Source organism: Rufibacter ruber, assembly GCF_014138425.1.
GTDB classification, from domain to species: domain Bacteria; phylum Bacteroidota; class Bacteroidia; order Cytophagales; family Hymenobacteraceae; genus Nibribacter; species Nibribacter ruber_C.
The window spans coordinates 162,960-188,615 of record NZ_JACJIQ010000011.1; the positions used below are offsets into that span (position 1 = coordinate 162,960).

Annotated in this window: 18 protein-coding genes and 1 tRNA gene; 7 read left to right on the forward strand and 12 right to left on the reverse strand. The window is 53.0% G+C overall.

Annotated features, from left to right (window positions below):
• Positions 1 to 562: 562 nt before the first annotated feature.
• The 4 genes from FHS90_RS13960 to FHS90_RS13975 are packed head-to-tail and all read right to left on the reverse strand — an operon-like array spanning position 563 to position 4,110.
• Complete coding sequence (locus FHS90_RS13960) at positions 563 to 1,699, reverse strand: DegT/DnrJ/EryC1/StrS family aminotransferase (RefSeq protein ID WP_182513488.1); 1,137 nt, start codon at positions 1,697 to 1,699, stop codon at positions 563 to 565.
• Complete coding sequence (locus FHS90_RS13965; protein WP_182513489.1) at positions 1,696 to 2,355, reverse strand: acetyltransferase; 660 nt, start codon at positions 2,353 to 2,355, stop codon at positions 1,696 to 1,698. The genes FHS90_RS13960 and FHS90_RS13965 overlap by 4 nt, the downstream gene beginning before the upstream one ends.
• Entirely contained in the window at positions 2,352 to 2,972 is a 621-nt protein-coding gene (locus FHS90_RS13970) for a sugar transferase (protein ID WP_182513508.1), read from the reverse strand. The genes FHS90_RS13965 and FHS90_RS13970 overlap by 4 nt, the downstream gene beginning before the upstream one ends.
• Positions 2,973 to 3,009: 37 nt before the next feature.
• Positions 3,010 to 4,110, reverse strand: a complete 1,101-nt coding sequence (locus FHS90_RS13975) for a transglutaminase domain-containing protein (protein ID WP_182513490.1) — start codon at positions 4,108 to 4,110, stop codon at positions 3,010 to 3,012.
• A gap of 267 nt (positions 4,111 to 4,377) precedes the next feature.
• On the opposite strand from FHS90_RS13975, the gene ispE reads away from it, so the two are divergent.
• Entirely contained in the window at positions 4,378 to 5,190 is an 813-nt protein-coding gene (ispE, locus tag FHS90_RS13980; RefSeq protein ID WP_182513491.1) for a 4-(cytidine 5'-diphospho)-2-C-methyl-D-erythritol kinase, read from the forward strand.
• On the opposite strand, the gene FHS90_RS13985 is transcribed toward ispE, so the two are convergent.
• The 3 genes from FHS90_RS13985 to tgt form a co-directional block, all read right to left on the reverse strand.
• The gene (locus FHS90_RS13985) at positions 5,167 to 6,090 is read right to left on the reverse strand and encodes a DMT family transporter (protein ID WP_182513492.1); all 924 of its coding nucleotides are present in this window, start codon (positions 6,088 to 6,090) and stop codon (positions 5,167 to 5,169) included. The genes ispE and FHS90_RS13985 overlap by 24 nt on opposite strands.
• A gap of 304 nt (positions 6,091 to 6,394) precedes the next feature.
• On the reverse strand, positions 6,395 to 7,471 hold the full coding sequence (locus FHS90_RS13990) for an LptF/LptG family permease (RefSeq protein ID WP_182513493.1): 1,077 nt from the start codon (positions 7,469 to 7,471) through the stop codon (positions 6,395 to 6,397).
• Between the two features lie 106 nt (positions 7,472 to 7,577).
• Positions 7,578 to 8,708 (reverse strand): tRNA guanosine(34) transglycosylase Tgt, encoded by a 1,131-nt coding sequence (gene tgt / locus FHS90_RS13995; RefSeq protein WP_182513494.1) that lies wholly within the window; start codon positions 8,706 to 8,708, stop codon positions 7,578 to 7,580.
• Between the two features lie 170 nt (positions 8,709 to 8,878).
• Here tgt and FHS90_RS14000 point away from each other — a divergent pair, with 170 nt between their 5' ends.
• From FHS90_RS14000 to rsmG, 3 genes are all read left to right on the forward strand, one after another.
• The gene (locus tag FHS90_RS14000) at positions 8,879 to 10,009 is read left to right on the forward strand and encodes a glycosyltransferase (protein ID WP_182513495.1); all 1,131 of its coding nucleotides are present in this window, start codon (positions 8,879 to 8,881) and stop codon (positions 10,007 to 10,009) included.
• The gene (locus FHS90_RS14005) at positions 10,000 to 10,608 is read left to right on the forward strand and encodes an RNA polymerase sigma factor (RefSeq protein ID WP_066505647.1); all 609 of its coding nucleotides are present in this window, start codon (positions 10,000 to 10,002) and stop codon (positions 10,606 to 10,608) included. The genes FHS90_RS14000 and FHS90_RS14005 overlap by 10 nt, the downstream gene beginning before the upstream one ends.
• 677 nt (positions 10,609 to 11,285) lie before the next feature.
• Positions 11,286 to 11,927, forward strand: coding sequence for a 16S rRNA (guanine(527)-N(7))-methyltransferase RsmG (gene rsmG / locus FHS90_RS14010; RefSeq protein WP_182513496.1), 642 nt, complete (start codon positions 11,286 to 11,288; stop codon positions 11,925 to 11,927).
• A 228-nt stretch (positions 11,928 to 12,155) separates the two neighbouring features.
• On the opposite strand, the gene FHS90_RS14015 is transcribed toward rsmG, so the two are convergent.
• Complete coding sequence (locus FHS90_RS14015) at positions 12,156 to 14,096, reverse strand: peptidylprolyl isomerase (protein WP_182513497.1); 1,941 nt, start codon at positions 14,094 to 14,096, stop codon at positions 12,156 to 12,158.
• 160 nt (positions 14,097 to 14,256) lie between these two features.
• Between FHS90_RS14015 and FHS90_RS14020 the strand changes: the two genes are divergently transcribed.
• On the forward strand, positions 14,257 to 15,435 hold the full coding sequence (locus FHS90_RS14020) for an MFS transporter (protein WP_182513498.1): 1,179 nt from the start codon (positions 14,257 to 14,259) through the stop codon (positions 15,433 to 15,435).
• A gap of 1,034 nt (positions 15,436 to 16,469) precedes the next feature.
• On the opposite strand, the gene FHS90_RS14025 is transcribed toward FHS90_RS14020, so the two are convergent.
• A complete protein-coding gene (locus FHS90_RS14025) occupies positions 16,470 to 18,323 on the reverse strand; it encodes an ABC transporter ATP-binding protein (protein WP_182513499.1) in 1,854 nt (617 codons plus the stop codon).
• A 252-nt stretch (positions 18,324 to 18,575) separates the two neighbouring features.
• Between FHS90_RS14025 and FHS90_RS14030 the strand changes: the two genes are divergently transcribed.
• Positions 18,576 to 19,409, forward strand: a complete 834-nt coding sequence (locus FHS90_RS14030; RefSeq protein ID WP_182513500.1) for a serine O-acetyltransferase — start codon at positions 18,576 to 18,578, stop codon at positions 19,407 to 19,409.
• Positions 19,410 to 19,517: 108 nt separating this feature from the next.
• The gene (gene cysK, locus FHS90_RS14035) at positions 19,518 to 20,432 is read left to right on the forward strand and encodes a cysteine synthase A (RefSeq protein ID WP_182513501.1); all 915 of its coding nucleotides are present in this window, start codon (positions 19,518 to 19,520) and stop codon (positions 20,430 to 20,432) included.
• 188 nt (positions 20,433 to 20,620) lie between these two features.
• On the opposite strand, the gene FHS90_RS14040 is transcribed toward cysK, so the two are convergent.
• The 3 genes from FHS90_RS14040 to FHS90_RS14050 all read right to left on the reverse strand — a co-directional run bounded on the left by FHS90_RS14040 (position 20,621) and on the right by FHS90_RS14050 (position 25,063).
• Positions 20,621 to 20,694: transfer RNA gene (locus FHS90_RS14040), tRNA-Ala, on the reverse strand.
• Positions 20,695 to 20,856: 162 nt separating this feature from the next.
• On the reverse strand, positions 20,857 to 24,012 hold the full coding sequence (locus tag FHS90_RS14045; RefSeq protein ID WP_066829699.1) for a TonB-dependent receptor: 3,156 nt from the start codon (positions 24,010 to 24,012) through the stop codon (positions 20,857 to 20,859).
• A gap of 379 nt (positions 24,013 to 24,391) precedes the next feature.
• Complete coding sequence (locus tag FHS90_RS14050) at positions 24,392 to 25,063, reverse strand: C40 family peptidase (RefSeq protein ID WP_182513502.1); 672 nt, start codon at positions 25,061 to 25,063, stop codon at positions 24,392 to 24,394.
• Between the last annotated feature and the right edge of the window lie 593 nt (positions 25,064 to 25,656).

Sequence of the window (25,656 nt, forward strand, 5' to 3'; positions counted from 1 at the left end):
GCTACGGGGTCTTTTAAGAATGGCTGATTGGTCTTTGTTGATTATTGATTTTAAAATCTAATGCGCTGGCGATTAAGAAGAATGTGTAAAGAATAGTGCGCTGGCGCAAGTTTGTAACTCGTGCTTACATGTGCTGCGAGTCTCCAGACTCGCCGGGAACCACGAGCTGGGAATTTGTGAAACAGGAGCCTGGAGACTCCAACCACCCATCGGCACGAGTCTGAAGACTCGGCGCCAGAGATTACTTTCAATAAAACCTACTATGGCGCGGAAGTTACTTCCGTGCCTTTCTTCTGCTTGGCCTTTACTATTCAAAGAGCTTGTTTAAATTTTGGTTTTGCGAGCGAAAATTGGAGCGAAAGGTTCTCACGAAGCGTTTTTTGAGCAGCATAGCAGCGCTATGGTGCGAGAAAAAAGCAAAGCCAGGTTCTTTTGATATCAATTTGCAGCGCAAAAGACAAATTTAAACATGCTCTAAAAGCAACGAACTTGCCCTCATCCTAACCTTCTCCCAGAGGGAGAAGGAACTCCGCTGTTGCGTTTTTGGGCTGTTTTCCCAAAACTAGGCCGAAAACGCTTTTTTAATCACGTTGGCTACGCGTTCCTGGTCTTCTAACGTGAGGCTGGAGCCGGAGGGAAGGCACAAACCGCGGGCAAACAAGTCTTCACTTACGGCGCCACCAAACACCTCACTGCCCTTGAACAGCGGTTGCCGGTGCAGGGGCTGCCAAAGCGGACGGGCTTCTATGTTCGCTGCAAGCAGAGCCAAGCGTAGCTCTTCTGACGTAACAAAGCAGCCTTTTTTGACCGTGAAGCAGGAGAGCCAACGGTTAGAGAAAAAGCCCTCGGGCTCGGGCAGCCATTCCAGTTCGTCTACCTCGGCCAAAAGGCCCAGATAATTTTCATACACCGCCCTGCGCTGCCGTACCCGTTCCTCCAGTACCTCTAACTGCCCCCGGCCAATGCCCGCGCAGATATTGCTGAGGCGGTAGTTGTAGCCCTGCGTGGTGTGGTGGTAATACGGAACCGGTTCTTTGGCCTGGGTAGAAAGCCAGCGGGTGTTTTGAATGAGTTCGGCCTTGGCCGAAACCAACGCGCCCCCGCCAGAAGTGGTGATAATCTTGTTGCCGTTGAAAGAGAAAACCCCGGCCTCGCCGAAGGTGCCCAGGAGTTGGCCCTGGTAGCGGGAACCCAACGCTTCGGCGGCGTCTTCAATGACGGGAACTCTGTAGTGGCGGGTGATTTCCAGGATCTCTTTCATTTGCGCCGGCATGCCGTAGAGGTGCACCAGCAGCAAAGCCTTAGGCAGGTTGCCCTGCTGTTGCCGGTTGAGTAGCGCTTCTTCCAGGGCGGTGGGGCAGAGGTTCCAGGTGGTGGGTTCGCTGTCAATGAAAACAGGGGTGGCGCCCACGTACCGAATGGGGTTGGCACTGGCCACAAAGGTAAAGGTGGAGCAGAAGACCTCATCACCGGGGCCCACGCCCAGGGCCAGCAGCGCCAGGTGAATGGCGGCCGTGCCAGATGACAAGGCCGCCGCCGAAGCAGCGCCCAGATAAGCGGCTAACTCCTGTTCAAACCCGTCTACGTTGGCGCCCGCGGTGGTGACCCAGTTCTGGTTAAACGCCTGCTGCACGTAAAACTGCTCTCTCCCGCCCATGTGCGGCGGCGACAGGTAGATAAAATCTTTGGGCTGGCTCATGCGCTTTGGCTGATGATACGCGCGGGAACGCCCACGGCGGTGCAGTAACTGGGTAAATCTTTGGTGACTACGGCTCCGGCGCCAATGGTGGTGAATGCCCCCACGTGCAGGTTCTGCAGAAGGGTGCTGTTGGTGCCGCCGTAAACGCCGTTGTCCATCCGTACGCCTCCACTGACCGCCACTTGCGGCATGAGGGAGCAGAAATCGCCCAGCACAGCGTCATGGCCAATGGTGCAGGCCAGGTTGAGCAACACGTGCCTGCCCAGCGTGACATTGGTGGTGAGAATGCAGTTCTGGCAGATAATGGAGCCTTCGCCAATCTGATGGGCCTGTTCCTCCAGGAGAAGCACCGTGGGGTGCACCAGGACCGGGAACTGCAGCAGCGGGTTGAAGAGCCGGGCCACCACTTCGGCTTTGGCCGAACAACTGCCAATGGCTACTGCCACGTGCAACGGCCACTGTGTACGGTTCAGCTGGTCAACGGTGCCAAGGTAGGGGAAGCCGCAGATTTTTTCTTCCGCGGGAGCGGCATCATCATAAAATCCAACTATTTCCCAGCTGGACGTGTGGTGGTTGATCTGGTGGAGGAGCATGAGCACCTCCCGGCCCAGGCCGCCAGCGCCTACAATGGCTATTTTCTGTTTTTTCTCACTCATGAAGCAGGGTTGTCTCTGGTGCCGGTAAAGCGTTCCATGGTGGCGGTGCCGGGCGCAGATATGCCTTCAGGCTTGAACAGGTGCCGCAGGGTGCGCCACAGGATGAGGAGGTCTACCCGTAACGACACGTGTTCTACGTACCAGACGTCAAAGGTAAACTTTTCTTCCCAAGACAGCAGGTTTCTGCCATTGACCTGCGCCCAACCGGTAATGCCGGGTTTTACGTGGTGCCGGCGGGCTTGTTCTGCGCTGTAAAGCGGCAGGTAGTCCAGGAGCAGCGGGCGGGGGCCAATGAGGCTCATGTCACCGCGCAGCACGTTGAAGAGCTGGGGGAGTTCGTCTAAAGAGGTTTTCCGGATGAATTTCCCCAGGGGGGTGAGACGCTGGGCGTCTGGCAGCAGGTGCCCCTGCAGATCCCGGGCCTGCGTCATGGTCACGAACTTGTAAAAGGTGAACGGCTGGCCGTGCAGGCCGGGGCGCTGCTGCCTGAACAGCACATGGCCGTCAAAGCCCACCCACAGCACCAGCGCCACTGCCAGCAGGACCGGCCAGAGCAGCAGCAGGGCCGCCCCGGCAATCAAAAGGTCTAAGAAACGTTTCCCGAAGCGCTGGTACATAAGGGGCACACCTGTTCAAGCCCCTAAAATACGGCTTTCACTTGATGTTTGCTGATTGGAAATACCTGTCCAGGTAAACTTCCTGAGAAAGCGCCTGGTTCAGGGCCAGCTCAATGTTTCGGGCGAAGGCCGCCATCTCCTGCTGCCCTTTCTGCCAGTGGGTAGACGCCATCTGCTTTTTCGCCTCCTGCAGGTTGGTCACTGAGGTAGAAAGCATCTTTCTGAGTTCTGCCTCGCTCTTCTGGGAAAGCTGTTTTTTGTTCTTGTAATAGGTGAACTGGTTCAGCAGGTCAATGCCCCGGTTGTAGGTGTCTGTGATGGCGTTGTAGCGGTCAATTTCTACGCCCTGGTTCAGGTGCTGCAGGTAGTTGGCCAGAAACGCATGGTCAACGCCGTGCGCCTGCATGCGGCGGGCGGTGCCGGCCAGGCGTTGGTTCTCATCTTGGGCGTCATACGCTTTTAACGTATCTGTATAGTGAAAACGGATTTTCAGATTCGGCGCCGCCGGTAACCCTTCATTAAACTGCTTGCTGGTGATGGGCAACGTGGAGAACTGCCACAGCGGGTCAAACGGATAATGCGATTTGATCATCATGGCCGGCGCCACCATGAAGAACTGCTCATTGTATTTCTTTACAAAGGTGTTGCCCTCTACATACCCGGCACCCCAGGTGGGGTCAAACAAATACCACTGGCCATCTAATTGGGCGGCGCACCACGCGTGCGGGATGTACTCTACCCGCCCCAGCTGTTTGGTGTAACCGCCCACAAAGAAGGTTTTCACGCCCGCCCGCTGGCAGAGCTCCTGAAAGGTTTCGGCGTAACCCTGGCAGATGGCTTTTCTGGTTTTGAGGGTCTGCTCCACAAAGTTGTGGCCTTTCTTGATGGTGAAATTCATGTTCAGGGCCGCCACATCATAGGCCACATTGTTCGCCAGCCACACATACGCCGCCCGCACCCGCTCCTGCGGGGTCTTGAACTGCTGGTTGATGTACGTTGAGAGCTGCTCAACGCTCTGGCTCTGCTGCGCCGGCAGCTGCAGAATCTTCTGGTCTACGTGCGCAAACGGCGAAGTAGCCTGTGCCGCCCCCGTAAACGGGAGGGTAAGAAAGAGAATAAAATAGAAGAACGCCCGCATCTGATGATTAGGAGAAAAAAAGGAAAGGCAGCCTGAGTACCTTCTGTTTTTAAAACGATAAATGGATTGATTTAGTGAGACAGGGTGCGTTTTTGGCCTGTTTTCAGAAAAACGGCCCCAAAACGCACATTGTCCTTTCCCGCTGAACACACCCGTAGCGTACTTGGTTCTGTAAATTGCTTTCCTCCAGCAGAAAAAGCAAAAAGGGAGGCCGTTCTTTCCCGGGCCGGCTGCCTAAACTATACCTGTCTTTGCTACCTTTGCACCATGATTCAGTTCCCCAACGCGAAGATTAACCTTGGCCTGCAGTTAGTGGAGAAGCGCCCAGACGGGTTCCATAACCTGGTCTCCTGCTTCTACCCGGTGCCCTGGACAGATGCGCTGGAGATTCTTCCGGCCCAGGCCGAAAGTACGTTTACCCTTTCGGGGTTGCCGGTGCCCGGTGCGCCTACGGGTAACCTCTGCTGGAAAGCCTATGAGCTGCTGAAAAAGGACTTTGATCTGCCCAACATCCAGATGCACCTGCACAAGGTTATTCCCATGGGCGCGGGGTTGGGCGGCGGCTCCGCAGATGCGGCGTTTACCCTCAAAACCCTGAACCAAGTCTTTGAGCTGAGTCTTACAATTGAGAAGCTGGAAGACTACGCCCGGCAACTGGGCAGCGACTGCGCCTTTTTTGTGCAGAATAAGCCGGTGCTGGCCGTAGAGAAAGGAGATGTCTTTGAACCCCTGGAACTGGATTTGGCAGGCTGGCACCTGCTGCTGGTGTACCCCAACCTTGCCATCAGCACCGCTGAGGCGTACGCCGCCGTTTCACCGTGTTTTCCAAAAAACAGCCTGAAAACGCTCCTGACCCAGGACATGGCCGCCTGGAAAGAAACCGTGGTGAATGATTTTGAGAAGAGCCTGTTTCCCCAATACCCGGTGCTGCCGCAGATCAAGGCGCAGTTGTATGAGATGGGCGCGGTGTATGCGTCCATGTCGGGGTCTGGGTCTACCATGTACGGGCTGTTCCAAACACCGCCAGCCGCGCCGTTGCCTTTCCCGGCAGAGTACTCAGTTTGGCAGGGCGTTCTTTAGTTTCCGCTGCCGCCGGTTGACCACCGCCTCCAGAATGGGGTGCAGGAACACGCTGAACAGGATAATAGCCGCCCCGTAATAAAACCCCGCCGACATCTGCTCCGCCTCATTGAAAATGAAAAAGGCGAGCAGAATACCGTACACCGGCTCCAGGTTCACCGTGAGGTTCATGGTGTAGGCGCTGAACTTCTGCATGAGGCGCACCGCGGCGGTATAGGCGTAAAAGGTGCAGACAATGGCGAGAATCCCAATCCAGAGCACATCTGCCCAGGACACGGCCAATTGCAGCTGGCCGGTGTCTGTCATGAAGGTGCGGTAGAAGGGCAGGAAGAGCGTGGTGGCGAGCCAGGCCCCGGCCATCTCATAGCAGGTGATGGTGGTGGCGGGCATCTGCTTGGTGAGTTTGCTGTTGATAATGGTGAAGCAGGAGGCCAGAAACGCCGAGCCCACCGCCATGGCAATGCCTACCGCGTGGTCAAACTCAAACCGGAAGATGATGTACAGCCCCACCATGATGAGCACGGCCAGCGCCACCTCATGGGCTTTGACCTTTTTCTTGGTGAAGAGAGGCTCCAGAAAAGAGGTCCAGAGGCTGGAGGTAGACAGGCCCGCCAGGCAGATGGACACGGAGGAAACTCTGGCCGAGGCGAAAAACAGAATCCAGTGCGCGGCAATCAGAAACCCAACGCTGGCAATTCTCACTGCATTCTTTCTGCCAATGTTCAGCGACTGGCCCCTGAACTTGATCAGGAGCCCCAAGGCCACCGCCGTGATAATGGTCCGGAAGAATACCAGCTCCACCGCCGGAATAGAAATCAATTTTCCCAGAATGGCCGTGAAGCCCCACAGCAGAATGATGAAATGCAGTTCCAGGTAATCTTTAAAGCGGGGAGTTTCCAAGGGTTAATTGGGAATTAAGAAGTATGGATTTTGGCTACGCCGAAGCTTGGGTTTTCTGTTTTGGGCCTGTTTTCCGGAAAACAGGCCCAAAACAGGTTGGGTATTGTGCTTAAATTATTGCGGTTTTCTATGGCCTTCTATGGCGAAGGAATTCATACGTGCCTTTCTACTCCTTCCTTCGGCGCCAGCAGAACCACGGTATATGCCTTTCTGTTTTTGAGCTGTTTTGGCTAAAATAGCTCAAAAACGCAACTTGTGGCAGGCGTCTGGACATTAGCACCGGTGAAGACTCAGCCATCTGAAATTACCTGGGCACCGTACGGTAGAGCACCACCCCAATTATGGAGAATACAACCAGGGGGACAGAGGCTGCCACCTGCGGAGGAATGCCGCCCACTGAGGCCAGGCTTCGGCTCATCATCACAAAGATGATAAAGATAAAGGCCAGAATGAACCCTAACGCAATCTGCAAACCCACGCCGCCGCGCACCTTTCGGGAGCTTAAAATCACCCCAATGATGGTCAACACGGTGATGGCAAAAGGGTAACTCATGCGCTCGTACTTCTCCGTCATGTACATTTCCACGTCAGTGGCCCCGCGCAGGATCTTCTCATCAATCAGCTTGTTGAGCTCAGCGTTGGTCAGCGTTTCTTTGAGGCGGTAGGTGCTGGCGAAGTCTTTGGGCAGCAGGTTCAAGGTGGTGTCAATGGCCCCGCCTTGGGTCACGGTTTCCTTGTCGCCGTTAAAAATCCGAAGGGTGTAGCTGTCCATGTGCCATTTCTGCTTGGTGCTGTCCCACCTGATAGACTCTGAAGACAGTTTCCTGACCAGCTCCTGCTTTTTAATGGTTTCCAGGGTAAAGCGGTAGCCCACGTTGGCGTGGTTGTTATAGCTCTCCAGGTACGCATAAGTCTCAGGGCCAATGCGAAAGTGCACGTTGCGACCCTCATACGTGTAAGGGTTCTTCACGTACTTAATTTCAAACGCCACCCGTGTTTTGTTCGCGTTGGGGATGACATAAGAGGAGAAAAAGAAAGTGAAGATGCCAATAAGCGCTGAGCCAATGACGTAGGGCACCAGCATACGCTTGAAGGAAACGCCGCTGCTCAAGATGGCCACAATCTCAGTATGAGACGCCAGCTTAGCCGTTACAAACACCGTGGCAATGAACACGGTGATGGGGCTCAGCAGGTTCACGTAGAACGGAATCAGGTTGATGTAATAATCAAACAGAATGGTGCTCACTGACAGGTTGTTCTGAATGAAGTCATCATTCTTCTCTACGAAGTCAATCACGCAGATGACCGCAATCAGAATCAGCACCACAAACACAAACGTGGTCAGGAACTTCTTGAGAATGTATTTATCTAGTAGCTTCACCGTATTTTAATTGGGAATCAAGAATTGAGAATTAGGAATTATTTCAATCTAGAGACAGGTGAAATGCGCTTCTCCCAATTCTTAATTCCTAATTCTGAATTCTCAATTATAAACGTGTCATTAATTTCTTCACCATCTGGTCTTTCCAGGCCCTGAAGGTGCCGGCCATGATCTGCTCCCGCGCCTGCCCCACCAGCCACAGGTAGAACGTGAGGTTGTGCACGCTGGCAATCTGGGCGCCCAGCATCTCAGTGGCGTGCATGAGGTGCCGCAGGTACGCTTTGCTGTAGAACGTGCTCACGTAACCGCCCAGTTCCGCATCAATGGGCGAGAAATCTTCCTTCCAACGCTCATTTCTGATGTTGATGATGCCTTGCGTGGTGAACAGCATTCCGTTTCTCGCGTTTCTGGTTGGCAGCACGCAGTCAAACATGTCTACGCCCAGGGCGATGTTCTCCAGAATATTGGCCGGGGTGCCCACGCCCATGAGGTAACGCGGTTTATCAGCGGGCAGTATATCGCAGACCAGTTCAGTCATCTCATACATCATTTCGGCGGGCTCGCCGACAGATAAACCGCCAATGGCGTTGCCCGGGCGGTTCTTGCTGGCAATGGTCTCCGCAGACTGAATGCGCAGGTCTTTGTAGGTACTGCCCTGCACAATAGGGAACAGCGTCTGCTCATAGCCGTATTTGGGGTCAGTGGTGTCAAAGCGGTCTATGCAGCGCTGCAGCCAACGGTGCGTGCGCTCCATAGAGTTCTTGGCGTACTTGTAGTCACACGGGTAGGGCGTGCATTCGTCAAAGGCCATGATAATGTCAGCGCCAATGGTGCGCTGGGTGTCCATCACGTTCTCTGGGGTGAACAGGTGGCTGGAGCCGTCAATGTGGCTCCTGAACTTCACGCCTTCCTCCACAATTTTGCGCGTGCCCGAAAGCGAGAAAACCTGGTACCCGCCGCTGTCTGTGAGAATGGGCCGGTCCCAGCCGTTGAATTTATGCAGTCCGCCCGCCTTTTCCAGCACGTTCAGCCCTGGTCTCAGGTACAGATGGTAGGTATTGCCCAGAATGATCTGGGCTTTCACGTCTTCTTTCAGTTCGCGCTGGTGCACGGCTTTCACGGTGCCGGCAGTGCCCACCGGCATGAAAATAGGGGTTTGTATGGTGCCGTGCGCCGTGGTTAATACCCCCGCGCGGGCTTTGGAAGCGGGATCTTTCGCTAGGAATTCAAAGGTCATGTACAACAGGTAAAGTGCCGGAGAATCTGCTTATTAAGGGTTGGCGGGCAGCGCGTTGGCCAAGAACCCACCGCCGCAGATTATCCAAACCGCAAAGATACAGATTGCCGTGGGTATAACCGCCGCGCATGGAATTTTGTGCTATTTTTGGCTTCTGTTTTACATGCGCCTTGGACTACTACACACATTCAGGAGACATTCTGCTTTACCTGCTCGGCACGCTGGTGCTGATCCAGTTTTTTTACGAACTCTATTATTTCCTTCCGCTGGCGTTTCACAAAGACCCTAAGCCTGCCCAGCCCGGTGATCTGCCGCCCCTGTCTATTCTGGTGTGCGCCCACAATGAGGTGGAGAACCTGAAGGAGCTGTTGCCGCTGCTGGTGCAGCAGGAATACCCGCGGCCCCATGAAATCATCATCATTGATGACCGCTCCCGGGACGGCACCCACGTGCTGGTGAAAGAATATATGCTGGAGCACCCGCAGGTAAAGTTGGTGCGCGTAAAGGTGGAGCCCGAGTACATGAGTCCCAAAAAGACGGCCATTTTTCTGGGGATAAAAGCCGCTCAGTATGAGCATCTTTTGTTTACAGACGCTGACTGCAGACCTGTTTCTTTGCAATGGGCCCAGCGCATGGCCGGTGGTTTTTTTGGGGGCGGAGATATCATTTTAGGCGTTTCTCCGTATATGCAGATATATGGATTTTTAAATCATTTGATCCGTTTTGAAACCTTCTTAACGGCAATGCAGTATCTGTCGTTTGCCAAGAGGGGTGGGGCGTACATGGGGGTTGGCCGAAACCTGGCCTATACCAAAACCACTTTTTATAGAAATAAGGGATTTGCCAGCCACATTAGGTCACTAAGTGGCGATGACGACTTATTTGTGCAGGAAGCCGCCAAACATTCAAGCGTTCAGATGGTCATAGATCCGGAAGCCCACACGCAGAGTGCCCCTGAGACGCAGTGGCGTACGTGGTGGCAGCAGAAGCGAAGGCACCTGTCGGCGGGACGGCAGTACCGGAAGAAAGAACAGGTCAGAATCGGACTTTTTGTCTTGTCTAATGTGCTATTTTATGTAATATCACCCGTTCTTTTAGCAATGCAGTACCAATTGCCATGGGTTGGCGTTATTATTGGAGCAAGGTTTGTAGCGCTGTACGGCACCTACCTGTCTGTAGCCAAACGCCTGCAAGACCCGCTCAACTGGTGGTTACTGCCCGTGCTGGAACTAGGGTATTACTTCAATTATATAGGGATCGGGATCTCGGTATTAAGAACTAAAAAGGTAAGATGGAAGTAAACAAGCAATTCTCCGCGAAAGCGAAACACGATTTTAAACTGATCCAGTCAGCGGTAGAAGATGGGGATGAGAAGGCGTACGCCGAACTGATGCAGATCTACAAAAAGCCAGTTTACCACGTGGTTTTGAAGATGGTGCGCAACCCAGATGACGCTGAGGACCTCACCATTGAAGCCTTCGCGAAAGCCTTCCGCAACCTGCACAAGTTCAACCCGGAGTACGCGTTCAGTACTTGGCTGTTCCGGATTGCCACCAACAACTGCATTGACTTCATCCGGAAGAACAAGATCAAGACCATGAGCATTGACTCGGCCATCAAGATCGACAACGGCGATGAGATCACCATTGATTTCAAAGACAACAACCTGAACCCGCAGGAGACGGCCATCAAGAACCAGAAGATTGAGATCATGCAGTACATTGTGAGCAAGCTGCCTGACAAATACCAGCGCCTGGTGACCCTTCGGTACTTTGACGAACTTTCTTACGAGGAGATTGCCACTGAACTCAGCGCGCCGCTAGGCACCGTGAAAGCCCAGCTGCACCGCGCCCGCGAGTTGCTCTATGACATGGTGAAAAACAAGAAGCACTTGATTTAAGCGTAGCAAGTAGCACGTATCACGAAGCAAGACAAAATTTTAGCGTTTGCAGAAAGCAGCCACATGGGCTGCTTTCTGCGTTTTCGGCTTGTTTTGGCCAAAACAGGCCGAAAACGCAATTTAGATTTGTGAGTAATTCAAAGGCAGTTCAATCCTGATGAACCTTTAAGCAGCGCAATTCCCCCTTTGAAGGGGGCGAAGGGGGATGTTTACATAGGAGAGCACGCATGGCCGATACATCTGTAGAGAACAGTTACCGCCTTGTCTCCCGCGCATTGCTGACAATTCCCCTCCTAGGAGGGGTAGGGGTGGGTTCTCACGCATTGTAGATTTTTTGCTGCCCATGAAGCTATGGCAGACGTTCAGAGACAAGGCGGTGCCTGGTCTCTACGGTTTATTCTGGCCCATACCATCTAAAATACCTTTCCCGCAAAGTTGAGCGCAGCGGTAACTTATGGGAAATAATGGTGTCAGCTTTTAACTGATGAACCAAAAGGGACCAGTTGAAAACTGTCCGCCAAAAAAGCTACAAATTACGCTACCGCTAAACTTGCGGCAGTGTTTGCAGTCCCTGTTTTGGGCCTGTTTTTCAAAAAACAGACCCAAAACAGACGCTTCTCTCAACTCAGGACTCCAGACTCAGCACTCAGAACTCCCTTTATCGTATATTTGAGCCTATGAACCTGAATTCTGTAGAAATCCTTACTCAGTATTTCCCTGACCTTACTCCAGAGCAGCAGCAGCAATTCGCCCGGCTGCAGGAGCTGTATGGGGAGTGGAACGCCAAAATCAACGTGATCTCCCGCAAAGACATGGACAACCTCATGGTGAACCATATTCTGCATTCGCTGGCCATAGCCAAAGTGGTGCGGTTCCCGGCGGGCACCAGCGTGATGGACGTGGGCACGGGCGGCGGTTTGCCAGGGCTTCCGCTGGCCATTCTGTTCCCCGAGGTGAAATTCCATCTGGTAGATTCTATTGGCAAGAAGATCCATGTGGTGCAGGAAATAGCGCAGGAACTGCGGTTGCACAACGTAAAAGCCAGCCACACCCGCGCCGAACAGGTTTCTGAGAAATATGATTTCATTGTGAGCCGCGCCGTGGCCCGGCTGGCTACTTTCTACCAATGGATCCAGTTCAGCTTCAAGAAAGAATCTGTGCCCGAGCAAGGGTTGTACTACCTGAAAGGTGGAGATCTGGATGAGGAACTGGCTGAGGCGGGCTTAGTGCATGAAGTGTATGACTTGAACACTTATTTTAAGGAAGAATTCTTTGAGACGAAGAAGGTGGTGTACATCCCGCAACACCCAACCGCCTAAGCTGTTTTCGGCCTGTTTTCTGAAAAACAGGCCGAAAACAGAAACTCTTTAAACGCAGCAGCCTCTCCACTGGAGAGGCTGCTGCGTTTTGTACTGTTGTCATCCGGATAGGATCTTGTGGGCGAACGGCAGTAACAGCCAAAAACGTGTTACTGGGTCGCCCACAAAATCCTTTCAGGAGGACAGAGAGAAGAATAAATCTTGCTACTTGCTATGTGTGTCTTGCTACTACTTCACCAACTCCACCTTCTCAATGGTATCGCCAATATTGAGCTGGTGCACCACGTCCATGCCTTTGACCACGCGGGCGAAGATGGTGTAACGGCCGTCCAGGTGCGGAGTGGGGGAGTGGGTGATGAACCATTGCAGGCTCTCGGTGTCTTTGCCGGCAGAGGCCATGCCTACGTAGCCTTCCAGGTAGTGCAGGTTGGCAAACTCAGACCGGATGGCGTAGTCAGCGCTGCCCCAGCCGTCGCCGCGCGGGTCGCCGCCCTGTACCACAAAGTTGGGCACCACGCGGTGGAAGCGTTTACCGTTATAATTTCCTTTCTTGAGAATCTCCACAAAGTTGGCCACGGAGCCGGGGGCGTCTTCCACCAATAACTCCAGCGTGATGTCGCCTTTATTCGTGCGCAGCCGCACCTGCTGGTTTTTCTGCAGGCTGTTGACCGTGGCCCAGTTGATAGGGTGGGAGTACGGCGTTTTCGGCGCCGCCGGTTCAGGTCTGCCCTCCAGGAAGTCTAACGTTTTCTGCAGTTCAATGTGCGTCTCCACATCACGGGGCAGGACCAGTTTGTCGCGGGCCTGGGTCAGGAAGCTGCGGTCTGCGTAGGCGTTTTTCAAGCCCAGTTCCGGGTTTCTGATGGCGCCCGCGGCAATGCCCGTCAACGCCACGTCTCCAGACTGGACAGCCCGCTGAAAGATCTGCGCAAAAGCTTGCGCATTGTTCAAGTCAAAGCCTTTCTGGCCGCGCATGCTTACCAGCGCCTCTAAACCGGTAGTGCCAATGGCGGGGTGTTTGGCGCTGAACACCTGTTGCTCTATAAACGGGTACTGCGTTGGGTCTTTGCTGAGGGCGGTCAAAAGGGCGGCCTGCTCATACGGATTCTTGCTGGCTGCAAACCGCTGCTGCACCTGCTTACTGAGGGCACCTTTGTCTTCGGCCGAAGCCAGTGCCGCCCCAAACAACGTGGCCCGCACGCGCCAGTCCTGTTGTTGGTTGGCCTGTGCCAGCAGCCTGTCTGACTCAGCGGCGGGGGCTTTGGCGGCCAGGTATTCGGCGGCAGCCAAGGCCACGTGTGCATGTTTGTCTGCCAACGCTTTGAACGCAGCGGTTTGCACCTGCGCGTACGGCAGCGCGTACAGAGGCCGCACCGCATTCACCCGCACCCGGTAGTCAGCGTCTTGCAGCAGTACTTGGGTCACTACAGGGGCAATGCCGCTGGTGTCCGTCATCTTGGCCAACGCCAGCACGGCCGCCATGCGCACATTGGCGCTGGGGTCCTGCTGTACCACCGCCAGCACCTGCGGCTTGGCATAGCTTGGGTCTAACTTGGCGGTGCGGCCTAAAAAGTGGGCAGCCCCCAGGCGGGCGGGTTCCTCTTTCGACTGTAACAGGTCTGCGGCTTTTTTCAACGCGGTGCCGTAGTTCAGCTTGCGCTGGCCGGCGCGGTAGAGAGCCCAGGCCTGCCCGGCCAGCAGCTGCGGTTGGGTGGTGCTAAACGTGCCCAGCATGTCTACGCCCCGCTGCGAGGCGGTCTTACCCCAGGCTTCCAGCATCTCAGCGCGTACGGCTGGGTCACGGTCACTGCCGTAGGCGGCCATCAGCAGCGGCTCTGCCGAAACACTTCCCATCTGCCCCAGCGCATAGGCGGCCGCCTTGCGCACCTCTGGGTCCTGGTCTTGTAACAATGGGGCCAACGCCGGAATAGCCGTGGTGTCCTGGACTGAGGCAAAGGCGAGGGCGGCCTCCCGCCGGTACATGGCTTCTGGGCGCTGCAGAAAGGGGAGCAGGCTGGCGGTGCTGCGTTCGTCTTGCAGGGTGTAAATATTTCTGAGGGTGGCGTCTGAGAACTTGTGAACGGTGGCAGAGCCGCTTTTCTGGGCAGGCTGGCTACAGGCCGCCGCCAAAAGCAGCACTGCCAGCGCCGCGCGTATTTTGTTTTTCATAGTTGGGGTTTAGAACTGGGAAGATACAAAGAAGAAAGCAGTATAGTAACACACGGGCTGCATACGCAGGGCAGCCTGGGCGCGTTTTTGGCCTGTTTTTCATAAAATAGCCCTAAAACAGCAGGCGGCTTGTCAGAAATTTGCCACCTTTGCGCCCATCATGAGTACCCTTTCCCCCTCCCCAGCCTATCCGTTTCGGTTCTGGATGCTCTGCCTGAGCTCGTTCCTGTTCTCGGCTAGTTTTAACATGATCATTCCTGAGCTGCCCAATTTCCTTTCCCGCCTGGGCGGTGCCGAGTACGTGGGGTACATCATTGGTCTGTTCACCCTCACCGCCGGCCTCTCGCGCCCCTTCAGCGGCAAGCTGACCGATACCATTGGCCGCCTGCCCGTCATGTATTTCGGCGTGGCCGTCTGCGTGCTCTGCAGCCTGCTGTACCCGCTGGTGGGGAGTGTGTTCATGTTTTTGCTGCTGCGGCTGGTGCACGGCTTCTCCACAGGCTTCACCCCAACGGGCGAGTCGGCCTACGTGGCTGATATCACGCCGCTGGAGAGACGGGGGGCGGCGCTGGGCATCTTCGGGTTGGCGAACAGTCTGGGGCTGGCGGCGGGGCCGGCCATTGGCGGGGAGTTCAGCCGGTACATTTCATTAGATGCGCTTTTCTACTGCTCCTCGGGCATGGCGCTGCTCTCTATTCTGGTGCTGCTGAACCAGAGGGAGACGTTGCCCCATCCGCAGAAATTCAGGCTGGGGCTGCTGCGCATACGCAGAGATGAGATTTTTGAACCCAGGGTGCTGCCGCCGTTTGTGGTCATGCTGCTCACGTTTTTCTGCTACGGCACCGTGCTCACCGTCACGCCTGGTTTCAGTGAGCATTTAGGCATTGCCAACAAAGGGCTGTTCTTTACTTTCTACACCTTGTCCTCGGTCTGTGTACGGTTCTTGGCAGGCCGCGCCTCAGATCAATACGGGCGGGTGACTATTCTCAGGTTCTCCACCCTGATCATGGCCGCGGCCATGGTGTTGCTCGGCTTCGCCGAAGACAAAACTCTTTTCTTAGGGGCTGCTGTGCTGTACGGGATTGGGGCGGGTATGAATTCCCCCACGTTATACGCCTGGGCGATAGACCTGAGCCAGCCCGAGCGGCGCGGCCGCGCCATGGCTACCGTGTACATTGCCCTGGAGGCGGGCATTGGCATTGGCGCCTTCGCCTCTGGCTGGATCTACGGGAGTGATGTGACGGCCATTCCGTATGTGTTCTGGGGAGCGGCGCTGCTCTGTCTCTTGGCGTTTGGGTTTGTGCTGTTGGGGCGGTTCCCGAAGCGGGTGGGGAAATAAGTCTTTCTGTTTTGAGCCTCTTTTCCTGAAAACAGGCTCAAAACGCATGAAGCCTTGCAGGTATTGAAAAGGAAAGGGATGCTGCGTCTGCTTGATACTGTTGGCCAGCAGGTATGGGCAGCGAATTTTCTGGTTGGGTTTTTGGGGATTGCTTCTGTCACTGGCACAGACGCTCGCAGGTCTTTCAGCTGCTACCAGGTCTTTTGAGCAGGCGGTGAAGCGGGGGCAGGTGCATGGAACCAGCCCTTCCTAAACCAGGAGAAGAGTTGATTTGTCAATACAGAAAGGGTGTTTATGGGCTACTTTTCAGAAAACAGCCCTAAAACGCATCGCTTCCACCATCACCTCCTTAGCTGTTTCTGCCGGGAGCGGGCGGTGCAGAAGCCGAAGGTGCCGAGGCGCCTAGCGGGAGCACGAGATACAGGTTCAATCCTGCAGTAGCCACTTTAGTGATGGAACTACTTGCGTTGGCCAGGTGGTGAATTTACTGAAGCCCCTCCCGTCTGAGCGGCGGCCAGTCAGGAGCTTCTTGATTCTTTTGGTTAGCTTGAACAGCAAGGATCAACATGGCAAACGCCAGCAGGGAGAGGCTTGGTAAGTGCGGTGGTGGGAGTAGTTAATGTCATTGGGCAGGCTAGTTTGACCGTGAGTAATGTAGAGACCAGACACCGCCTCGTCTCCTTGCGCTGGCCACAACATCAGCCTTGGCAGAGAACCTGCAACGCGTCAAACCCACCCCTATCCCTCCCAGGAGGGGAGTATCAGAAATGCTTTATTTTCTCTAACAGATCCTTTCAGTCTCATTGATTCCCAAGAAGGCCAGAAGAAATAGGATCTAGAATGCGTGGGAGACAAGGCGGTGCCTGGTCTCTACAAAAAGGGATCTGCTATTGTCATCATCCCCCTTCGCACTTGAAAGGGGAGTATCACCCAGAGCCACAAGTCACGGAAATTACTTCCGGGCCAAAGAAGGTATCTGTTAGCCTTTCCAACTCAGGACTTTCAACTCTGAACTCAGGACTCAGAACTTTCTTTTACAAATACCCTTTCGCCTGCAGGCGGAACAATTCTGCGTAGCGGCCGCCCTTGGCCATGAGCTCTTCATGCGAACCCATCTCTACAAACTGACCATTCTCAATTACCAGAATCCTGTCTGCCATGCGCACAGTGGAGAAGCGGTGGGAGATAAGCACGGCGGTTTTGCCTTGGGTGAGCTCAGAGAAACGCTGGAAGACCTCGTGCTCGGCGCGGGCGTCCAGGGCGGCGGTGGGCTCATCTAAGATCAGGAGCTGCGCATCACGCATGTAGGCGCGCCCCAGGGCGATTTTCTGCCACTCGCCGCCAGAGAGATCCACGCCTTTGTTGAAGCGGCGGCCAATGACTTGGTTATAGCCTTCGGGGAGTTTGGCGATGACGGTGTCGGCCAGGCTTTGGTGGGCCGAGGACTCAATGCGGGGCTGGTTTTCCTTTTCCTCAATGCGGCCAATGGCAATGTTGGTGCCCGCACTCATCTGGAACCGCACAAAGTCCTGAAAAATCACCCCAATCTCCCGCCTGAGATCAGCAGGGTCAAACTCCTTCAAGTCAATGCCATCCAGCAGAATCCTGCCTTCAGTGGGGTCATAGAGGCGGGAGAGCAGCTTTACCAGGGTGGTTTTGCCGGCACCGTTTTCGCCTACCAACGCCAATTTTTCGCCTGCCTGCAGGGTGAAGTTAAGATTTCTGATAGCCCATTTCTCTGAGTTACGGTACTGAAAGCCTACATTTTCAAAGGTAAACCCGTGCCTGATGGGACGTGGAAAGGCGGGGGCGTTGGCCTTGCGGTGAATGCGCGGCTGCAGCTCAAAGAAGTCAAAGAAGTCCTGCAGGTACAGCGCACCCTCAGCCACGCTGGTGAAACGGTTGAGCACGGCCTCCAGCAATCCGCGTAAGCGCATGAAAGACCCTGACAGGAACGTGAGCTGGCCCAGGGAAACCTCTCCTGCTACAGTTTGCAGAATGAGGTACACGTACGCGCCGTAGTACCCGGCACTGCCCAGCGCGGCAAAGACCGTTCCCCAGCCCGCCCGTTTAGTCACCAGCTTCTTGTTGTCCAGATAAAACTTGGTGCTCAGCTCCCGGAACCGGTTGGTGAGAAAATCTGACAGCCCGAAGATCTTCACTTCCTTGGCCGTGTCATCACTGGCACCCGTCTGGCGCAGGTAGTCCAGCTCACGGCGTTCAGGGGTCCAGCCGTGCACCAGGGAGTAGCTGCGCTCATTGAAGTGCGATTCACCCAAAAACGCCGGAAGCACCGCCACCAGCAGGAGCAGTAACAGCCATGGGTAAAACGCAATCAAACCGGCTGCCAAAAAGATCATGGTGAGAATGTCCTGCATTTGGCCCAGTACCTGGCTCATGAGTACGGTGCGGCTCAGCGTCTGCCTGCGGGCCCGCTCCAGCTTGTCATAAAAGGCAGAGTCCTCAAACTGGTCCAGGTCCAGTTCGGCGGCGTGCTCCATGAGCCTGATGGAGGACTGGTTTGCGAACAGGTCGCCTAGCAGGCCATCGGTGAGGGCAATACCGCGGTTCAGCACGTCAGAAACCACGGCCAAGCCGAATTCAATCCCGACCAGGGTGAGCAGGTAGTTCAGGGCTTCGGCCTCGGTCTGGGTGAGGCGCACGACCTCGTCAATGATCAGCTGGCCTACGTAGAGCATCGCCAAGGGCACTGCCGCCCTGAAGAGCCGCAGCACTACGTTGATGAGCGCCATGCGCGGGTGCGTCTTCCAGACCATTTTCAGGAAGGGCGGCAAATGTTTGAGGGCGCTCACGCGCTGCTGTACAGAGAGGGCGGGCTGCCCCGCTTGCGGCGGTTTCTTCCCGAATATGTTTGACCAGAATGCCATGGCGGTGAAATTACGTCAATGTGGGGTTGTACGCGAATTATTTTTAGGAGACTGATTCGGCCTCAGCCACCGTCTCAGGTGCCGCAAGTCTGTTTTTGGCTTGTTTTTCTGAAAACACGCCAAAAACAGACTTGCGGTTACGCAGAAGAAACTGCCCCTGCCCCTGAACCCAGCAGATAAGGGGCTAACTTTGTGGCCCAATATTAACTTTGACGTGTAGCCTCAACGGCATTATTGCGTACTCTACTTACTATGGAAGAATCTTTTTTACTGCGGCTCTGGGGGCTGCACCAGCAAAACCAGCTTAGAATCCCCACCAGCCTGCTTTGCCAGTTCCTGAACCGCCTGCTGCAGGTTTTGTTTCCGCCGCTGGCGGAACAGCCTTTTAAAAGTATGCAGGCACTGGGGCAGGAGGCAGCCTTTCTGGAGCAGGAACTGGAAACACTGCTGGAAGGCGTGCAGCACATCAGCGCTTTTTCGGCGGCAGAAAGTGCTGAGCGGTTCATGCAGCAGCTGCCGCACCTGCATGAGCAGCTGCTGGCAGATGCCCACTTTATTCTGCAGGAAGACCCCGCCGCCCGCCACGTAGAGGAGGTGATGCGGTCGTACCCCGGCTTCTACGGCATTGCCGTTTACCGCATTGCGCATATCCTGTACCAGGACGGCGTGCCGTTGCTGCCCCGTATACTCACCGAGTACGCCCACGGCCGTACGGGCATTGATATTCACCCTGGTGCCCGCATTGGCTACCCCTTCTGCATTGACCACGGCACGGGCATTGTGATAGGGGAGACCACCGTGATTGGAAGCCATGTGAAGCTGTACCAGGGCGTGACGCTGGGGGCGTTGAGCGTGGCCAAATACATGATGGACATTAAACGCCACCCAACGCTAGAAGACAACGTGATTATTTACGCGGGTGCCACTATTTTGGGAGGCAACACGGTCATTGGTGCCCACAGCATCATTGGCGGAAACGTATGGCTTACAGAGAGTGTGCCTGCCTACTCCAGGCTGTACCACCGCGCCCAGATCAAAGTGAGCCGTTCTGAAGCGCCCGAAGACATGGTAGATTTTTCCATTTAGTCTACTAACTTTATCGGGATTGTAAAGTAGTTCCTGATTTCTAATATTAATTACCTGCAGCTGGGCTCCTGCCAAAGGGACCGCTGCCTAAAGATGAGCAGATACCTTATGAAAGCAGCAAACATTTTAGAAACTATTGGCAACACGCCAACGGTACGCATTAACAGATTATTCGGTCCAGACGCAAACGTATTTATGAAGCTGGAGCGCACCAACCCCGGCGGAAGCATCAAAGACCGTATTGCCCTTGCCATGATTGAAGATGCTGAAAAACGCGGCATCTTGAACCGGAACAGCCGCATCATTGAGCCTACCTCTGGTAACACGGGCGTAGGCCTGGCCATGGTGGCCGCCGTTAAAGGGTACGCGCTCACCTTGGTCATGCCCGAGTCTATGTCTATTGAGCGTAGAAGGTTGATGGCGGCCTATGGTGCCCAGCTGGAGCTCACGCCGCGGGAGAAAGGCATGAAAGGGGCCATTGAACGCGCGAACGAGCTGGCGGCCCAGGACGATCATGCCTGGATCCCCATGCAGTTTGACAACGAAGCCAACACCCGCATTCACATAGAAACCACCGCGCAGGAGATATTAAAAGATTTCCCTGAGGGCTTTGACTACCTCATTACGGGCGTGGGTACCGGTGGCCACATCACTGGGGTGGGGCGTGTGCTGAAAGAAAAATTCCCTCACCTGAAAGTATTTGCCGTGGAGCCTGCCTTGTCGCCTGTACTGAGTGGCGGCACCCCCGGGCCACACCCTATACAGGGAGTAGGCGCGGGCTTTATCCCTTCTATTATGGACATGTCGCTCCTTGATGGCGTGATTCAGGTAGCCGCGCCAGACGCCTTTGAATACGCCCGCAGAGCGGCGAAGGAAGAGGGTATCTTTGTGGGTGTTTCCTCTGGTGGCTCGTTGGCGGCCGTTGCGCAGAAGCTGGGCGAGGTAGAGAAAGGCGCCCGTGTGCTCACCTTCAACTATGACACCGGTGAGCGGTATTTGTCTGTAGAAGGCCTGTTTGTGTAACCAGTACTCTTTCTAATAGAAAAGCCGTCTCTGTTTTAGCAGGGGCGGCTTTTCTGTTTAAGGGCTGTTTTTGAGAAAGTAGGCTGGAAACGGGATGTTTAAAGTTGTATTTCCCATATTGTACCAATGCAGAACCAGGGAGTGAGAATGCAAAAGGCCATCTTATGTTAGTAAGATGGCCTTTAGAGTGGAGAATATCGGAGTCGAACCGATGACCTCTTGCATGCCATGCAAGCGCTCTAGCCAGCTGAGCTAATCCCCCTTGGTTTTGATGATGCAAAAGTAAGATGCTTTTCCTTACTGGCAAAATTTTACAGAGTTTTTTTTGCCATAATTTCTAAACTGCTTTTGTGTCATTCTTAACAAAAGCGCATAAAAAAGGGTGGAGCAATTGCCCCACCCTTTTTTATGGTCTATTCGTTGATTATTGGAAGATGTAACGAACACCCACCTGTCCTTGCCATCTTGAAGAGATAGAAGAAGTGTTAGCCCAAACATCTTGAGCTGGTTTTGTGAATGTGAAAGTAGGACGGTTGTTGGCATCACGGTTGTTGAATCTTACTAATTCAACTGCAGCGTTGTTTACAAAATAAGTGCGTCCCCAGTCAGGGTTGAACAAGTTGCCAACGTTGAAAATGTCAAAGGTGATTTGCAGGGTGTGTTTCTTGCCTGCAAAGTTACCAAAGATATCCTGGGCCAGACGCAGGTCAAAGCGATGTGTCCAGGGAGTACGGGCACCGTTCCGCTCAGTATACTGGCCACGGCGAGAGCTCAAATAATCATCAGCCTCAATGAAAGCGTTCAAATCTTCCCATTGCTTGGCAGCAGTAGCAGTCACCACCCCGGCAGATGTTTTCTGATCAACTAAACCAGACTCTTCAAACGTACGTGGTACATACATGAGGTCGTTACCCGTGTTACCGTCAGCATTCAAGTCTTGAGAATACAGGTAGGTGAATGGCGTACCAGACTGACCTTCATAGAACAAGGAGATAGAGGTGCTAAAGTTGTTCAACCAGTTCACGGTATAACCCCCAGAGGCAATGATACGGTGACGGATGTCAAAACGCGAGTAAGAGAACTCAGGATCGTTAGGGTTCCAGACAATTTGGTTAAACTGCCAGTTAGATCTTGCTGTGCTGCTGGCACCGCTGTTCATGTCTTTAGATTCTCCATACGTATAGGCAACTAAGGTATTGATGCCGTTGTTGAAATTCTTCTGCAACTGGCCGGTTAAATTGTAGCTATAGCCTTTGCTGGTGTTGTCCAGAAGAATTACGTTAGTGAAGTCCTGGCTGATTCTTCTGGCAGATGAAGAAGTTGGATACAGAGGACGTCTGTCTGGACCGGTTAAGTTGGTAATTGGGTTTACCAGGTTAATGTCTCTGTACACAATGTCATTCAAGGTTTTCGTGTAGATACCTTCTACAGTTGCAATGATACCAAGAGGCAGAGTGTAATCTAAAGCTAAATTAGTTCTCCAGGTTTGTGGGATCTTAAAATCTGGGGTAACAAGGTTGATTTCAGATTGAGTTCCTGCTGCTGCAAAGTCACGTATTTTATCAACATCTGACGTAAATTGACCCGCTTTTGTTTGGTTGTTCAGGAACAGAGAGTTGAAAGTAATACCATTGTTGGTGAACTGATTAGATAACCATACAAAAGGAACACGGCCAGTAAAGATACCAGTACCACCTCTGAATTGTACAGTTTTATCACCTTTCACATCCCAGTTGAAACCAACCCGTGGAGCCCACAGAAGCTGACCGCTAGGTGTGTCATCTGTTCTCAAATCTGTGTACTGAGGATATTTCTCAAAAGCAGTTTCTACTTTCTCGTTACGCTCAGGGGTGTCTGGCATTACAGGAATATCTAAACGAAGGCCTACCGTTAAACGGAAGTTATCAGTTAAGGAGATTTCATCCTGGGCGTAAAAACCCAATTGCATGGCGTTGAATTTGGCGGCTGGCTCAGTGCCAGGTTTAGCGGCGTAAGACTGCTCTATCTGGAAAGGTCTCTCAGCAATGAAGTCTTCAACGCTGTTGAATTGGTAGTATCCATTCCCGTTATTGATGAACAAGTTTCTGAATTTGAAGAACTCATTGTGCGTTCCAAACGTGAAGGTGTGCTTGCCCCGGAAAACAGTCAGGTTATCAGTGAATTCAAAGATGTCCTGGTCCAGCTCATTGAAAGCAGAGCTACGCTCTGTACCTGCCGTAATGGTGTTGCTACCGCTACCGTTGAATCTAATAGTTACTTGCGGGAACAAAGCACCAGGAGTTTTCCTGTTGTCACGTATTCTGGAGTAGCCAACTATTAAGCTGTTAGAAACACTTTCAGAAAAACGGCTTCTCAATTCAGCTACGGTACTGTTAGTTACGTTAGCAAATTCATACGCATTGTTGGCAAAACGGAAGGTGGTGGTACCACGGGAAAGGTTGTCATCAAAAGCATCTACAAAGTTGTGGCGTAACGTTAACTGGTGACGGTCATTGATGTTCCAGTCTAAACGGGCAAACAATTTGTTGCTTTCTGTGCGGCGGTCAAGAGGACCATAAGAACCTGGGTCATACCCATACTTTTCGTTAAGAGTACGGGAAATAAGCTCTACCTGCTCTCTAGGAACACTTGAGCTTGGGTCCCCCAGATTATTCAGCAGTGGCTCAGAACGACGGGTGATCTCACCGTTTAAGAAGAAGAAGAGTTTGTCTTTGACTACTGGGCCTCCCACTCTGAAACCAGTCTGGTAATCTTGGAAGTTCGCAGCTTTCTGCTCAGTAACAGGGTCTTTGCCTACTGTGTTTTCGTTACGGAAGAAACCGTACACAGAACCTTCCAGGTTGTTTGTTCCTGAACGGGTAACTGCGTTGATTCCACCGCCGGTAAAGTTACCAAACTTCACATCATAAGGAGCTAAAACAACCTGAATCTGGTCAATGGCGTCAAGAGATATAGGCTGGGTGCCAGCCTGTCCGCCTGGAGTTCCTGTTCCTGCCAGACCAAACACATCATTGTTTACCGCACCATCAATAGTGATGTTGTTGTAACGGTTGTTAGCCCCTCCAATTGAGTTGCCAGAAGCTTGCGGCGTAAGACGGGTAAAGTCTTGCAAAGAACGGTTCAACGTAGGAAGACGCTCAATCTGCTCTCTGGATACGTTTGTAGCGGCACCAGTACGGTCAGCATTAATCACTGATCCGCGATCTGCAACTACTTGTACTTCCCCTAAGCCCACAGCGCTTTGCGCTAAGTTGAAATCCAATTTAAGGTTTTGACCCAGTGATAGTTGTAAGCCGTCTCTTCTCTGGTCCTGGTAACCTACATAAGTGGCAGTGATTGTGTAGGGCCCCCCAACGCGTAGGTTTTGCAGGTTGTAGCGGCCGTTTACGTCTGCACTGGCGGCATACTGTGTGTTAGACGGGGTGTGAACAGCTACTATGGTAGCTCCGGCAAGGCCGTTTCCACTTCCGTCTGTGATGACACCGTTCATAGAGGCGGTGGTTGCTCCTTGTGCCCAGCTTAGGTGCACCGGCAAACACATCACCACGATGAACATCAATCGGGTAAATAGGTTTTTCATAAAGGGTTTTTTTTGTGCAAAAATAAAACAGGTGAGTAAAAAAGAGGGTAAGGCTATTGTTAAGTTAACATTAAGAATGCTAACAGAGCGTCTGAAAGAGGGAAATGCAAATTCCTGAAAGGAAGAGAACATTATAGGGCGGTCAGTGGATTGACAACACAAAGATAACTACTAATTTAGATTGAATGTCAAGCATTTTTCAAACTAAATTAGAGGAGATTATCTAAGCCGAACGGTTGTTTTTGTTGAAGTGTTAACAGACCTGCGGCTTTCTGCGGCGGAACAGGTGGAATACTCGTGCGTTGTTGATATAATTTTCAATTATGGTCAATGAAAATGCTAAAAACTAAAATGTAGTATTTTCGATGAACGGCCTGTTTTAGATGCTGGGCCGTACCGCTTTTACAAAAATATTCTGGTAATAGGGGGTGAACAGGTTGTCTTCGGTTACACCCAGGGAGGTAGAGGCGTGTATGAACCAGATTTCCTCATCATTCTTCACCTCTGTCACCAGCCCAACGTGAGTAATATTGTGTACACTTTTAGAGGAACTGAAGAAAACCAGATCCCCCGCCTTTAGTTCACGGGTGGAGATGGCCGGCCCAAACTGGCTTTGCTCCCCAGAGGTTCTGGGCAGCTGTACATTAATGGCTTGAAACGAGGTGCACAAAAGACCGGAGCAATCCATCCCAATGCGGGAGGTGCCCCCAAACTTGTAGGGCGTGCCGCGGTAGGAGCGGGCTGTGGAGATAACGGTCTGCAGCTCCCGGCTCACCGCTTTGCTGCCGGAGATATGGATAGACCTGGGTGACTTTTTGTTTCTGCTGGAAAGGTGAATCTCTTTAAGCGGTTTGTCTTTGGAGCCAGACCGTTTAGACCCGCGCTTCTCTTTCCTCTCCTGTCTCTTCAACTCTGCTATCTCCTGTGCCGACTTATACTGCTCTCCCGGTTTGCTAAACGTTGAGTAAGAAGACTTTCCGCAGGAAGCTAACAGAAGAAGCGAGCTTAAAATGAGAAGCGTAGTGGGTTTAGATAACAGGTTAATAGTCATGTCCTTCCGGTTGATTGGTGAAACAGGAGCTTAAAGATAATTCATTCGGCCTTTATCTAAAACAGTTTTGTCAATTCTCCTGCATTTTCCTGGCAGGCGGCCTCCTGGGGTTACAAAGTAGCAAACGAAAGGGAGGAGGCTCTTATTAGACCCTGTCTTAAAAACAATTGAGCTTTGATGGAGAAGGGGTGCCTGGGGATTTCCTGTTTTGGGGCTGATTTTCTAAAAACAGCTCCAAAACAGAAAAAAGGAGGGGTTCCTGTATTTCTGCCAGATTGCGGTCAACAGACCAGGGGGAATCTGTCGCTGGTGGGTGGAGGCGCCAGGCCGGGTAGGCGGGCGTTTCTGGGCTACTTTTAGAAAAACAGACCAGAAACAGCACTTCTCCTAATGACGTGCCAAGGGGAGGCTGCAGGTTTAGCGGCGCTTGGTCTTTTAAGGCAATGCAGGGGAAGGCATATCTTTTGTGGGTGTAGCCCCTGTTTTAGGGCTGTTTTTCAGCAATACTTCGGACAGTTTATGCTGCGATTCTGCCGAAGTTAAGGACACAGTCTGTTTTGTCCTTGTTATTTAAGTGGCTTTTGTCAAAACCG